The following is a 12533-nucleotide window of genomic DNA, read 5'->3' on the forward strand; positions in this document are numbered from 1 at the left end:
AGCGCAAGCCATTGCGACTGATGAATATAATCCCACTCAATGCGCGTCGGTCATCGACCCGTGGTTTGCCGTGTGACTTGGGAAAGAAGGGATCAAATCGCGCCATCTGCGTCTCACTCAACCAGAAAAGGTCAGACATGTTCACCGCTCGTTTTGAGCTCCGTGAATCACGAGGTTAAGCGGAAATCAATGGGCCCTGAGCCTAGCAAGGCTGAATTACGGGCAGCGGTACATCTCTGCGTCTATTAGCATGTCACCTATGAGACTCGTCGCCCGTGTTTGAAGCAACACCAAGTTAGCGCCCCGTGATCCAGCTTGCCGTTTGATTTCGTTGATTGCCCTTGTCTGAGAATACTTGTTCGACCCAACCTGCGGGATAAGTCCGATTTCCTGCGCATTCTCACAGTTTGGCGTGTCGGCGAATGACACTTTGACCTGATCTGGTGCTACTGCCGGGTAGCTTGCACCAGTCTGAATTACTGGTTCAGTGCACGCTGTAACCGTCGAAATCAGCAAAATTGCTGCGATAGCTTTTCTCACTTAAGCCTCCAAAATACTTAGTAATTTTGGTGACTATGAGTGCTTTGCGGCTCAACTTTGGCGTGATCGTGTCGTTTACACGGAAAGCGCCTAGCGCTCAGAATCTTCTGTCTCTTCATCCGGTTCAGGTTCACGCTTTAACGGAAAGCCCTTTTCGTCCAAACCGCGTTGCCTACGGATTTCTGCGAACTTAGGGCGATGCATTCCGAGCGGATGCGGCAGTGCAGCCTTAGGGGCCGCGACCGTCATTTTATTTCCACTGTTCTCAGTACCCATTGAGGATTGACGGCTTCGTATAGAACAGCCATTGCTTTACTGGTGTCGCCGAGTAAGGAGCCATTGAAGGGTGCAGCGACTCGGCGTCCGCTATCGTAGTAGGTAAGCCCATCAGCAAACTGGCGTATGAGCGCAATTGGATTTTCACCGCGTCCTTCAACTGCCCATACAAACTGACAACCGATAGCTCTGATTTCATTTTCCGAAATTTGAAACAGACCCTCATTGGTATCTGCCAGAACCAGTGAACCAAATTCTCCATCTGCGATGCGCCCATGATGAAAAGCATGCGCGAAGCAGCCGCGACGGTCACACCGCTAAGCGGATGAGGTGGGTGGCTCCTGCTCCACCGGCATCGAATGTGCCAAAGTGCAGTTATCATCGACTGCTAGGAAAGGAGCCTCCCAAAGACAGTAAAGACAGTCGGCCTGGATTTGGCCAAGGATGTTTTATAAGTACACGGTATTTCTGAAAGCGGCCGCATCATCTTCAACAAGGCCATCAACCGCTTGAAATTGCTTAGCTGCTTTGAGACGCTTCCACCGCGCAGGGTTGGCATAGAAGCTTGCGGCTCGTCCCATCACTGGGGCCGTCAGTTGCGCAAATTGGGGCACGACGTGAAGCTCATGTCCGCCGGATACGTCAAACCCTACGTGAAACGCGGCAAGAGCGACGCTGTTGATGCTGAGGCAATCCGTGAAGCCGTCCGTCGACCAACTATGCGGTTCGTCGAGATCAAAACAGAAGAGCAGCAGGCCATCCTCTCAGTTCATCGGACACGAGATCTAGCCGTCCGGCAGCGCACCCAACTGGCCAACATGATCCACAGTCTTTTGCGCGAGTTTGGGCGCATCTTACCCATTGGGATCGAAGCAGTGACGGCTTTTGCCAAGCATCACCTTGATGGCGACCAACCAGAGTTGCCGGGGATCGCGAATGGCATGCTCGGCATATAGTGCTACCAGTTCATCGGCTTGAACGCTCGCATCGATGGCTATTCGAAGATGATCGAACAACATGTCTTTCTGAATGCAGACGCACGCCGGTTATCGCGCATGCATTCGCCAGTGTGCCTGAACCAACGGCGCACAAATGGCTCATCATCGGGCCGATCACGGCGTCAGCGATTGTCGCTACGATCGGCGATGCAAAACAATTCCAGACCGGACGCGATCTGGCGGCCTAGCTCGGACTAACCCCACTCAACAAGTCCAGCGGTGGCAAGGAACGTCTGGGCAAGTTCACAAAGCAGGGTGATCGCTACATTCGCAAACTGTTGGTCGTAGGCATGACATCGCGCGCAGTGATGGCGAAACGTTCGCCAGATAAGGTCGATCTGTGGACAAAGAGAATTATCGCAGAAAAACCATTCCGATTGGCAACAACCGCCATGGCCAACAAGGCCGCTCGGGCCATCTGGGTGATGCTCGCAAAGAAACAGGAATACCGGCAGCCCGAGTTCTAACCGCGCCGACTGCCCACGAGACGCAAGACGTTGAACTGATGATGCAGAATTAAGTCAAACAAGAGCAAGGACACTCCGGGAACGGCACCGACACTCAGCAGTCGATAAACCGATTGGAACCTCGCTCGCGGATTTCATCAAGGCCAGTGGCGACAATGCCGCCACGCAAACAGGCCGGACAGACGAAGGTACTGACAAAATACCCGCAAACATCACCAAAAGATCTTGCAATGCAGGAGCCACCCACAGATGCCGTTCGCTGCGCCTGCGAGGTATCCTGCAGAACATGCGTCGAACCGAGCTGCGGTGGACTTGGCAACATTTATTGATTTGAACGAAGGCAATGTAAGAAAACGTCTTTCAATCTATCCGCAACAGCTGTCGCCCATCTGAATGGGCGGGCACGATACGGTGGCGAAGGAGCAGTATACGCAGCAGTCACCTTCGAGTGGCTTCAACACTGCCTTGCACGACTTGCATTCGTAGAACCACTGACAAGCGTCAGTCGGCATTTTCTCAGTTTCTTTATGTCCGCATTGAGGACAGGTCAGTGTGCTTTCCCGTATAACGGTTTGTTCTGCCATAGTCTTACATCTGCATGATTAGGTAATCGTTGATCTGGGCCTCGTTGAGCACGATGACCCATGCCAAGCCCGTGATTGCTGTGCTTCCGACAAGCCACCATTTCAGTCGCGCCATCGACCCGCGTCGTTTAGATACCAGCCACGATACAACAACCAGCGCCGTTGAAATGGTCAGCACACAGAAACTCGCCGCGGCAATATTACCGAAAACGGCCAGCCAACTGCCGCCCAACCCCAGTAACATCATAACCATAGGTAAGACGCAGCAAGTCGCCACACCCAGGGCCGACAATGATCCAATGTAACTGAGGCCAAGATATTTATGCAATCCGTTCCTCCGGTGGTCACCGTGGTCTGCGTTGTAGTTATGACTCTTGTCAGTATAACTTCTGTAGTCGCTACAGGTTCAAGGAGGAAAGATTCACATGATTGCGATTGGAGAAGCCTCCCGGCAAAGCGGCGTCGGGATTGAAACGATCCGCTACTATGAACGTGAAGGAATTGTGCCAAAACCCGAGCGGGCTCCCAACAATCGGCGCCTCTACTCAACTCATGACGTTGGCAGACTTCGCTTTCTGAGGAAGTGCCGCGATTTGGGGTTTCCCCTCGCAGAAGCAAAGACACTCCTGGATTTGTCCGAGGGCGGTGGTGAAGACTGCCAAACTGTAAAAGGAATGGCGGAGCTCCATATTTTCAAAGTGCGCGACAAGATAAGCGAGCTTCGACGTTTGGAAGCCGCACTGAATGAACTCACAGCAAACTGTAACGGCGGAAATGTTTCCTGCCCTATGCTCTCTCAACTGCAAACTGCACAAGGCCACCGATAGTTCTTTGGGCGAAATCACCCCGGCGTTACTCATTGGTTTCGCCGAAGTTTCCAAAGCAAGAAAGTACTGAGAGCTAACAGGTTTAACTGCTGCCTCCCCGAAAAGGGGGCAAACGCCCCTGCTGTGATGTCTTTAGCTTGGAGGCGGCCGATCAGGCCGCCTCGTATTGGTTGAACACTTCGTGGGTGCCATCCTTGCGGATTAGGAAGACCGAATAGGCCTCCCGTTCGCTCTCCGGCCCCATGCCGGGTGAGCCGAAGGGCATATCGGGAACGGACAGACCAATCGCATCGGGGCGCTCGGCCAGAAGACGCCGGATATCGGTTGGTGGCACATGGCCTTCGATGACATAGCCCTCGACCAGACCGGTATGGCAGGACGCCATCTCCTCTGGGACACCCTTGGTGGCTTTATATTGAGACAAGGTCTCCCAGGAGGCGTTCTGCACCTCCATCTCGAACCCGTCGCGCTGCATGATGTCGATCCAAGCACCGCAACACCCGCAGTTCGGGTCCTTGAGGACCTCTACCCGCGGCTTTTCAGTTGCCAGAGCCGGCGAGGCCAGAGCGATGCCGGAGGCGCCGAGGCCAGCCAGGAAGAGGCGGCGGTCGAGTGTCGGGGTGGTCATGTCATTTCCTTTCCGTTTTCGGGCCTGCGGTGTGACGACGGTTCTTGTGACCGAAATCGCGGGCAAGTGTCATGATATGTGTCAAGCGAGCGATCACGAGCCGCTCTGCATCTGTTCGCTTTCGGTGCGCACCGCCTGCATGTCGCGGATGCGCTCGGGCCAGGTGGATTTGATATAGGCCAGGATGTCCCAGATCTGCGGGTCGCTCAGGCTGTCGCCGAACCCCGGCATACCGCTGGCGAAACCGGACACGCCGCGGGCTTGCAGCGCCGCTTCACCACCCTGTTTGGTGTAGTCAAACAGCAGCGCATCCCCGTGATGCCAGGTATGGCCGGTTTCGTCATGCGGCGGTGCAGGCATTGTGCCATCCTCATTTGGGTCACGCCAATTGGGCTGCCCTTCCAGTTCAGCGCCATGGCAGGAGGCGCAGAATTCGGCATAGAGCACCGCGCCCTCCTCAATATCGGACGCTTTCGGTTGCAGTGGCGGTCCCGCCTGCGTGCCTGATGGCGCGAGCCATACGACTACAGCACCGGTGACGACAATCCCGGCCAGGACAAATGCAAAGATTGTTCCGATTTTCATTGCCTCATCCCCCTTCATGTTCGTCCATCAGATAGGTCGCGATTGCTGTCCGGTCGGCCTCGGTCAGGAAACTTGTGCCGTAAAGCACGACCTCACCCATGGAACCACCAAAGACGTCCCCTTCGGGTGTGATGCCGGTGCGCAGAGCATAGGCCAGGTTGGCTGCATCCCATCCCTTTTCAGCCAAAGTCAGGTGATCGATGGCTGGTGCTTTCTCTCCGCCGGGCAGCGCATTATTGCCCCGCAAGTGTTCCGTGACGGACTTGCGCGCGCCAACGAGGTTGTGTCCCGTATGGCAGGCCGCGCAATGGCTGGCGCCTTCGACCAGTTCGCGACCGCGGTTCCAGACTTCGTCCTTACCGGCCATCGGCCTCGTTCTTGGAGGTTCCAGATAGGCAGCGCGCCAGAGTTTCAGCCCCCAGCGCTGGTTGAACGGAAAGACCATCTCGGGAGGGCGCGATGGCTTTGCGACCGGTGGCACGGTTTGGAAGGCGACCCAGAGATCGGCAATCTCCTGATCCGAGAAATTGGCATAGAAAGGATAAGGAAAGGCCGGGTAATAGGCGTGCCCTTCGGGCGAAACCCCCTCGCGGACGGCGCGGGCGAACTGTGCCTGGCTCCAGCCTCCGATCCCGTGGTCCGGGTCGGTGGTGAGGTTCGGCGAATACAGCGTGCCAAACGGGGTTTCCAATGCCACACCGCCCGCCAGTGGCGCTCCGCCTTTCGCGAAATCGGTATGACACGCGATGCAGCCGGAGGCGCGGGCCAGATAGGCACCGCGGTTCACATCCCCCTCCAGGGTGTTGGGCGCGAGAGGCCGGCCGATCGGCCAGGCCATCAGGCCGGCAACGCTAACTGCGGCGATAACAGCGCCGACCAGCCCAACGCGATAGAAATTGCGCATCGTCCTGTCTTATTTCTCGACCCGGAAACGTGTATGGCAGGCCGAACAGACCTGTCCCATCATGGCGAGAACCCCGTCGGCGGGCATCTGGGACAGGTCCATCGTGTCGGATCCTGCGGCGCCACCCATCATGGTGCCACCCGTCATCGTGCCGCCCTGACCGCCCATCATATCGCCGACTGCTGGTGCTTCGCCTGCCATCATCAACCCGTTTTCGGAAGCGCTCGCCAATCCGTCCGCCATCACACGCAGCTGATCGGCCAAGGCTGAAAACGCCTCCCAGTCCTGCCAGATCTCTGGCTTCGCCTCGGATGGTGCATCAAGGCTGTCTTCGGGGAACAATTTGGTCAGCGCCTCGCCCGCATGGCGACTGATATCCTCCGACCGTTCACGCACAACGGTTGCATCATAATCGACTTGCCCCCGCATCATCGGCGTCAGCACTTTCATCGCTTCTTTCATCAAGCCCATGCCATCCATGCGTTCTTTGACGACGCCGGTGGCACCGCCATGCGCAAACACCGATTGGCTTGCCACAACCAGAACGGACGCAACCACTGCGCCTAGCAACAGTTTTTCAGTTTTCATCGGATTTTCCTGTCTGAGTTATCTCTTCACGCCAAAGGGCGTGTGCGGATACGGATCAGATCAAGGATTTGGGTGGGGGCGGATCAAAATTCGAAACAACCGGGATACCCTCCGTCGCGCGCGGCAGTCCATACCGTTCACTGCATCCCAATAAATCCGCGTTCAGATTCGACAGTTGGGTGATCGCAGGACCGCTGCAGAACGCTCCACCGTGACAATGGCCCTGATGGTCCTTTGCGGAATGTTCAGCGTGCGTATGAACCTCGACGGAAACCACGGAGGGCTCATGTTTTCCATGGGCCTCAGCGACACCGCCGGACAGAAACAGAGCAGCGGCAAACACGCCGACCGCAACGAGCATCAGCCCGATCCATCTGCGACTGTCCAAAAGCACTGCTCAGCTCATCCCTTTGTCTTGTTTCGGCGCTCTTACCGAGGCGATGATGTTCTCAACCTCCACGCGGGTCAAGTCTTCGACCAGCGGCAACTCGCCGAACCGGCGCTGATGCGCGACTAAGTCTGAATTACGCTCATTTTATTTGGTGCTCGGCTGCCAATACCGCTGATGTTCCCCATTCGCAGGTCGTCGGCTATGCTTCATCCATGTCAAACGTCTCTGAACGAAGGCTGGCCGCTATTCTGGCTGCGGATGTGGCAAACTATTCCAAACTCATGGGAGAGGATGAAGCCGCCACATTGGCCGCGCTGCGTCGTTTTCGAAACGACATTCTTATACCAACAGTTGATGGGTATCACGGCACGGTGATAAAAAGCATGGGAGACGGTTGGTTGGTTGAATTTCCCAGCGTGATCAGTGGTATAGAATGTGCAATGGCTATCCAAAACGGTCTAACCGATAATCCTCAGCTTAAGTTGAGGATGGGATTGCACAGCGGCGATGTTAATTTTGCCGATGAAGACGTTTATGGCGACGGCGTCAACGTGGCCGCACGCCTTCAGAAGCTGGCTGAGCCTGGATCGCTCATGATTTCCGAAACAGCGCGGCGCAGTCTTGATGCCAAGCTTTCAGATCACTTTATCTGCCTTGGTTCTCAGAGACTCAAAAACATCGCAGAGCCTTTGGTCGCTTATGGTTGGGGACTGTCAGCATCGGCCATGCAGAAGTTCCTTTTTGAGGTGCCGGAACGACCTTCGATTGCGGTTTTGGCCTTCGACAATTTGTCCGATGATGAGGATCAGACCTTTTTTGCCGAAGGTATGGCCGAAGATGTCATTTCAGCGCTGTCCAAGTTTCATTGGTTTTTCGTGATTTCTCGAAACTCAAGTTTTCTCTACAAAGGCCGCGCGGTCGGGACGGAGCAAATCGCCCGGGATCTGGGAGTGCAATACGTTCTGGAGGGCAGCGTTCGAAGGGTCGGCAACAGGGTTCGTGTCTCGGCGCAACTGATTGACGCCCTTGCAAACCACTACGTCTGGACCGAGCGATTTGACGGCGTGATTGAAGACATCTTCGATCTGCAGGATGAGATCACGCAAAAAATTGTGGGCGCAGTCGCACCTGAATACCTGTCTGCAGAGATGCAACGCGCACGGCGCAAGGTGGTGCCGCGGATGGACGCCTGGGAACTGACCGCGCGCGCCCATTGGCATATCTCACAATTCACAAAAGCCGACATAGCCGAAGCCCAGAACCTATTGTTGAAAGCTGTCGAATTGGATCCTCAAAGTTCATTCGGGCTGGCAGACTTGTCATTCACTCATCTGATGCAGTGCGTGAACGGCTGGAGTGATGATCCAGACGCTTCGAACGACGAGGCGGTCAACCAGGCGCAACGTGCGGTTTCGATGAACGGTCGCGACGCGTATGCAATGGCCCTACTTGGTGCTGCGGACCTGTTTTCAGGTCATCGTCAGGACGCTGTGCGAAAATTTCAGGACGCCATAGCTCTCAACCCTAATGACCCCCACGCCTACGCTTTGCTTGCCAGATCCCAGATTTACCTGGGCGACAGCAATGAAGCCCTCACCAACATCAAGGCCGCGATCAGGCTCAGCCCGCACGATCCTATGACCGCTTTGTGGTACTCCATTCGCTCACTATGTGGTTTTGTAGCGGGCCGATACGAAGAAGCCATCGAGTGGGCGGAAGCGTCAATCCGCATCCAGCCAAACCGCAGCAGCTCTTATCTGGATCTTGCTGTGAACAATGCCATTTGCGGTAAGTTAGAAGAGGCGAGACAGGCAGTTCTCGACCTAAAGCGTCTTGACCCTGGTGCCTCTCTTCGGTTGGCAGAGCGCACACACCCATTCGCGCGATCGGAGGATCATAAGCGCTATCAACAGGGTTTGCGCGCAGCGGGCTTGAATAGGTGAACGCGGCCCATAGCGGTCACGCGACCTATGTCTCAGATGCTACGGTCGCGACACTCTCCGCTGACATTCGCTGCACCCGCGGGATCAAAGACCTGTCGAACTCATAGGTTGCGCAACAATCTCGACGTATTAGTGACGGCTGTATGAGATCAAGCCGCTTTGCTTACCTACCTTATTTCCCAGCGTTTCTCAGTGCGACCTTCAGACATTTCACTGAGTATTTCAAAAGAAGATTCCGCTCTATAGAGTAACGTGGAATCTTTGCACTTAAGGAGGTTTTTTCTTGATGAAACTTACAAATCTCTTGGCGGCAGCCGCCTTTATTTCATCGTCTGCAATGGCCTTTGCACAGAGCTCTGACCGCCCCAACATCCTCGTCATTTGGGGCGATGATGTCGGAATGTGGAACATCTCCGCTTATCACCGCGGAATGATGTGCTGTGACACGCCCAACATCGATCGCATCGCAGAAGATGGTCTTCTCTTTATGGATCACTATGCCCATGCCTCCTGTACGGCGGGACGCGCAGCGTTCCTTACTGGGCAGTATCCGATCCGAACGGGGTTATCGACCGTCGGCTTGCCGGGCGCGGAACAAGGTCTTCAGCCAGAAGACCCGACTCTGGCTAAAATGCTCAAGCCATTAGGATATCGGACTGGTCAGTTTGGCAAGAACCACCTTGGCGACCGGGACGAACACCTTCCGACAGCGCATGGCTTCGATGAGTTCTTCGGCATTCTGTATCACCTCAATGCCGGTGAATATGTAGAGCAGGCTGACTATCCTACGGAGTTTTTTGAAACGTCACCTTTCGCGCAACGGGGTGTGATCCATTCCTTCGCGGCCGAAGATGGAGGCGAACAGCAGATCGAGGACCTTGGCGACTTTGGAATAGAGCGCCAACGCGTTCTGGATCAGGAAGTGCTTGACGAAAGCACGCGTTTCATTCGCGATGCGGTAGCGGCAGGAGAGCCGTTTTTCGTTTGGCACAACACCACGCGAATGCACTATCGTACCAACCTGAGCGATGAATACGACGGCATTACGGGCACCGGCAACGTATATGCCGACGGTATGGTAGAACTTGACGATGATGTTGGCGCGCTTCTTGAACTTCTTGATGAGTTGGGCGTAGCGGACAATACAGTCGTGATGTTCTCAACTGACAATGGTGCCGCTTCGAACTCCTGGCCCGATGGTGGCAATCATCCGTTCAGAGCCGACAAGGGTGTCGGGGGCTATGAGGGCGGCTTCAAAGTTCCGGCGATGATCAAATGGCCCGGCGTCGTGGAACCTGGAACAACAACGGGCGAACTGGTCGCAATGGAGGATTGGGTTCCCACGATCATGTCGCTTCTCGGCCAACCGAGCCTTGCAGAGGATCTGCTGGACGGAGCTGAAATCAACGGTGTGGAATATCGCGTTCATATTGACGGAGTGGACCAGACGCCTGTGCTCACTGGTGAAGGGCCGTCCAACCGAATGTTCTTCCCGTTTTTCTCGGAGACAACTTTCCATGGCCTTCGATTTGGAGAGTGGAAGTTTCTCTTCACCGAACAGGACAAGTGGTTCAATGGAATCCAGAACCAGTTGGTGACGCCCCTGATCACCCGCCTCGATCTCGATCCCTTCGAGCGGTTCCACGAAACGCGTGGATTCGACGAGTGGCAGGAAAATCGCTCATGGGCGCTGGGTCCAGCTGCGGCAGTCGCTTTGGAGTTCTTTGCATCATTCAAGGAGTATCCACCTCGGCAGGAAAGCTTCGATCTGGACGTCCAAGGCATAATGGATGCCATGATGGATCCGAACGCGCGCTAGCAAGTCGAGAGTGCCGGCCGATTCCGTCCAGCAGGTTAAGCCAAGGTTGGATCGAACAGGGCTCTCTCTGCACTTGACATTTGATCACTCAAGTTCCTTATGAATTGCGAGGCGCAAGCTTGTATTGCCTTCTTTCCGAGACCCACGCGTAAGCGTGGGTTTTCGTGTTTTTGGAGATAAGTTCGACCTACGTAGTATATTTGGATGAGTTCGGGTACGTTGGCCCATACATCAGCCGAACAGATCCGCATCATAATGACAGCCCGGTATTTGGCTTGGCAGGGTTCGCCCTTCCGATAGACCAGGTTCGAGGATTTGGCACATGGTTTTTCCAACGCAAAAGGGAGCTACTTGCCTTCGAAATCGAACGGCAAGGTAGTCACCCAGCGATCTGGAAAAAAAGGGAGAGCCTCTACAGTGTCACCAATGTTACGAAATACCGTGAGCTGCGCCAAAACAAGGTTTTTGTTAGTGATGTTTGTTCTTAAGCTGCGGCGTTCAGCACGATACGCTCAACCTCAGAGACAGGAAACCCGACCAGCCAGTCGTGCCAAGCGCCCATTGTGAGGCCTGTGAATTTACGCAGAGACGCTCAGAGCGCCGAGCAATCTTTGATCTTCGTCTGGTTCAGGCACAGCTTCTGCAACCGTGCCTGCTGCAAGGGCTTAAGCTAAAGTAGGAAGCGTAGTCTTGATGAATGCGCGACGTTTCATGCTGCACCGCAATTCGCGAAGATTTGAGCCAATCGGGCCATTCCCTTCGGTGTAATCTTCATCTGAACCGTGGTGCGCTCCTCGCCGGTTTCCTGAAGCGCGAAGGTGCGAGTTTCGTGCTCGATTTAGCCATGCCTAATCTTCTCGGCGTACCCCTGCCAAATTTAACCCTGAGTGAACACCCATTTGTGGGCAAAAAGCTATTGAAAGAACTGTCTTCAGGTTGTTCGAGAGCTTTTGCAGTGACACACAAAATTTTTGATCCATCTGGCGCCGCATGCGGGCTGCACCCTTGACGGCGAAAGCGTTACTATTTCCCTTTGCGATTGCTGATTTCGGCGATGCGCTTAATCAGGGCAATCATCTCGCTTTCGTGCCGATCTAAACCTAGCGGCAATCATCCTAGTTACGTCCCAAACGTCAAGTCTGCCTCTGTGCCACCTGGCAGTCGGCATAGACTTCGATGCCGCGGCCTTCGGGGCCGTTCAAATAGATCGCTTCGCTGACATCATGATTGGCGGCGCCGATCAGTTCTACGCCCAACCCGGTGATATCTTCGAATACCGCCAGGAGGATGAGTCGTGAATCGGGGCCAAGGCCGCCCTCGCGGATTTCGAAGCCTTCCGAAAAAACCAATTCACGCACTGCAAGACCGGAGTTCTCAGCAAGATCACCTTCGTCATACATTGATCCAATAAGCCGCATGTCCCATTGTCTCTGCCGACCCGAGCTGCCAACTCCTGGCTTTTATTCGATGGCCCCCGATTGCACAGAACTCAAGGCAAGAGGTCCGAGACTTTGCTGAACCCGGTCAGGTCGAAGGAAAAGGATATCGGTTCACCAACCCTGTTTTTACCTTCAACCTTCAACTGGTTCCCGGCGCGCATTTCCGACATCCATTCTGATGACACGGGCGAACGGGCAAAGCAGCCCTGTGCCTCGCAGGTTAGAAACTCCAGCTTTGCGACCTCAGTGCCGTCGACCGTTGCCGTCAACCCTTCGGAAAACAACAGGCCAAAAGGCAGGGTCAGCACGGTCTCGGTTTCGTCCTTACCAGCGGATTTCACAAAGGATATCGCTGTGAGCCGCTGATTGCTCTCCGTTAGAACAATGCCTTGCGTCATTTCACAGATCAGTTCGGTTCCATTAACCTGATTGGTGCAATTGACCGACCACAGCGGCGCCGTGGTATCCTGAGCAGCCAAAGGCTGTACCATCCCCAAAGACACCCCAAAGGCGCATATCCAAGTTCTCATTCTGCTGTCCCTCA

The 12533-nt window shown here is 54.9% G+C and carries 15 protein-coding genes and 1 pseudogene; 6 read left to right on the plus strand and 10 right to left on the minus strand.

Annotated features, from left to right (window positions below; translation table 11 throughout):
• On the minus strand, positions 1-139 hold a 139-nt coding region (locus ACR0K5_RS13980; protein WP_480630442.1), incomplete at its 3' end, for a transposase.
• Between the two features lie 666 nt (positions 140-805).
• Positions 806-1129, minus strand: coding sequence for a hypothetical protein (locus tag ACR0K5_RS13985; protein WP_480630267.1), 324 nt, complete (start codon positions 1127-1129; stop codon positions 806-808).
• Between the two features lie 151 nt (positions 1130-1280).
• Between ACR0K5_RS13985 and ACR0K5_RS13990 the strand changes: the two are divergent.
• Positions 1281-2281: pseudogene (locus ACR0K5_RS13990) on the plus strand (IS110 family RNA-guided transposase).
• A gap of 365 nt (positions 2282-2646) precedes the next feature.
• Here ACR0K5_RS13990 and ACR0K5_RS13995 read toward each other — a convergent pair.
• The gene (locus ACR0K5_RS13995; RefSeq protein WP_480630268.1) at positions 2647-2865 is read right to left on the minus strand and encodes a GDCCVxC domain-containing (seleno)protein; all 219 of its coding nucleotides are present in this window, start codon (positions 2863-2865) and stop codon (positions 2647-2649) included.
• Between the two features lie 4 nt (positions 2866-2869).
• Positions 2870-3193, minus strand: coding sequence for a hypothetical protein (locus ACR0K5_RS14000; protein WP_480630269.1), 324 nt, complete (start codon positions 3191-3193; stop codon positions 2870-2872).
• A gap of 97 nt (positions 3194-3290) precedes the next feature.
• Between ACR0K5_RS14000 and ACR0K5_RS14005 the strand changes: the two genes are divergently transcribed.
• Entirely contained in the window at positions 3291-3692 is a 402-nt protein-coding gene (locus ACR0K5_RS14005; RefSeq protein WP_480630270.1) for a MerR family transcriptional regulator, read from the plus strand.
• A gap of 151 nt (positions 3693-3843) precedes the next feature.
• Here ACR0K5_RS14005 and ACR0K5_RS14010 read toward each other — a convergent pair whose 3' ends face one another.
• From ACR0K5_RS14010 to ACR0K5_RS14025, 4 genes are read right to left on the minus strand one after another with little or no spacing between them, the layout of a single operon-like run.
• Complete coding sequence (locus ACR0K5_RS14010) at positions 3844-4386, minus strand: DUF411 domain-containing protein (RefSeq protein ID WP_480630271.1); 543 nt, start codon at positions 4384-4386, stop codon at positions 3844-3846.
• 27 nt (positions 4387-4413) lie between these two features.
• A complete protein-coding gene (locus ACR0K5_RS14015) occupies positions 4414-4905 on the minus strand; it encodes a c-type cytochrome (protein WP_480630272.1) in 492 nt (163 codons plus the stop codon).
• Positions 4906-4909: 4 nt separating this feature from the next.
• Positions 4910-5809 carry a c-type cytochrome gene (locus ACR0K5_RS14020; RefSeq protein WP_480630273.1) on the minus strand — a complete coding sequence of 300 codons (900 nt, stop codon included), beginning with the start codon at positions 5807-5809 and terminating at the stop codon, positions 4910-4912.
• A 9-nt stretch (positions 5810-5818) separates the two neighbouring features.
• Entirely contained in the window at positions 5819-6397 is a 579-nt protein-coding gene (locus tag ACR0K5_RS14025; RefSeq protein ID WP_480630274.1) for a c-type cytochrome, read from the minus strand.
• 217 nt (positions 6398-6614) lie between these two features.
• On the opposite strand from ACR0K5_RS14025, the gene ACR0K5_RS14030 reads away from it, so the two are divergent.
• The 4 genes from ACR0K5_RS14030 (at position 6615) to ACR0K5_RS14045 (ending at position 11559) form a co-directional block, all read left to right on the plus strand.
• Positions 6615-6914 carry a hypothetical protein gene (locus ACR0K5_RS14030; RefSeq protein ID WP_480630275.1) on the plus strand — a complete coding sequence of 100 codons (300 nt, stop codon included), beginning with the start codon at positions 6615-6617 and terminating at the stop codon, positions 6912-6914.
• An 86-nt stretch (positions 6915-7000) separates the two neighbouring features.
• Positions 7001-8731: a tetratricopeptide repeat protein gene (locus tag ACR0K5_RS14035; RefSeq protein ID WP_480630276.1), complete on the plus strand. Its 1731-nt coding sequence runs from the start codon at positions 7001-7003 to the stop codon at positions 8729-8731.
• A gap of 286 nt (positions 8732-9017) precedes the next feature.
• A complete protein-coding gene (locus ACR0K5_RS14040; RefSeq protein ID WP_480630277.1) occupies positions 9018-10550 on the plus strand; it encodes an arylsulfatase in 1533 nt (510 codons plus the stop codon).
• 697 nt (positions 10551-11247) lie between these two features.
• Positions 11248-11559, plus strand: a complete 312-nt coding sequence (locus tag ACR0K5_RS14045) for a hypothetical protein (RefSeq protein WP_480630278.1) — start codon at positions 11248-11250, stop codon at positions 11557-11559.
• 124 nt (positions 11560-11683) lie between these two features.
• Here ACR0K5_RS14045 and ACR0K5_RS14050 read toward each other — a convergent pair whose 3' ends face one another.
• The gene (locus ACR0K5_RS14050) at positions 11684-11950 is read right to left on the minus strand and encodes a hypothetical protein (RefSeq protein WP_480630279.1); all 267 of its coding nucleotides are present in this window, start codon (positions 11948-11950) and stop codon (positions 11684-11686) included.
• Between the two features lie 89 nt (positions 11951-12039).
• On the minus strand, positions 12040-12519 hold the full coding sequence (locus ACR0K5_RS14055; RefSeq protein ID WP_480630280.1) for an invasion associated locus B family protein: 480 nt from the start codon (positions 12517-12519) through the stop codon (positions 12040-12042).
• Between the last annotated feature and the right edge of the window lie 14 nt (positions 12520-12533).

The sequence above is a fragment of the Ruegeria sp. AB9 genome (assembly GCF_056542585.1).

Bases quoted from the DNA above. Each gene is read 5' to 3' on its own strand.
- ACR0K5_RS13995 (WP_480630268.1), bottom strand. From the start codon at position 2,865: ATGGCAGAACAAACCGTTATACGGGAAAGCACACTGACCTGTCCTCAA.
- ACR0K5_RS14005 (WP_480630270.1), top strand. From the start codon at position 3,291: ATGATTGCGATTGGAGAAGCCTCCCGGCAAAGCGGCGTCGGGATTGAA.
- ACR0K5_RS14015 (WP_480630272.1), bottom strand. From the start codon at position 4,905: ATGAAAATCGGAACAATCTTTGCATTTGTCCTGGCCGGGATTGTCGTC.
- ACR0K5_RS14020 (WP_480630273.1), bottom strand. From the start codon at position 5,809: ATGCGCAATTTCTATCGCGTTGGGCTGGTCGGCGCTGTTATCGCCGCA.
- ACR0K5_RS14025 (WP_480630274.1), bottom strand. From the start codon at position 6,397: ATGAAAACTGAAAAACTGTTGCTAGGCGCAGTGGTTGCGTCCGTTCTG.
- ACR0K5_RS14030 (WP_480630275.1), top strand. From the start codon at position 6,615: ATGGCCCTGATGGTCCTTTGCGGAATGTTCAGCGTGCGTATGAACCTC.
- ACR0K5_RS14035 (WP_480630276.1), top strand. From the start codon at position 7,001: ATGTCAAACGTCTCTGAACGAAGGCTGGCCGCTATTCTGGCTGCGGAT.
- ACR0K5_RS14040 (WP_480630277.1), top strand. From the start codon at position 9,018: ATGAAACTTACAAATCTCTTGGCGGCAGCCGCCTTTATTTCATCGTCT.
- ACR0K5_RS14045 (WP_480630278.1), top strand. From the start codon at position 11,248: ATGCGCGACGTTTCATGCTGCACCGCAATTCGCGAAGATTTGAGCCAA.
- ACR0K5_RS14050 (WP_480630279.1), bottom strand. From the start codon at position 11,950: ATGTATGACGAAGGTGATCTTGCTGAGAACTCCGGTCTTGCAGTGCGT.
- ACR0K5_RS14055 (WP_480630280.1), bottom strand. From the start codon at position 12,519: ATGAGAACTTGGATATGCGCCTTTGGGGTGTCTTTGGGGATGGTACAG.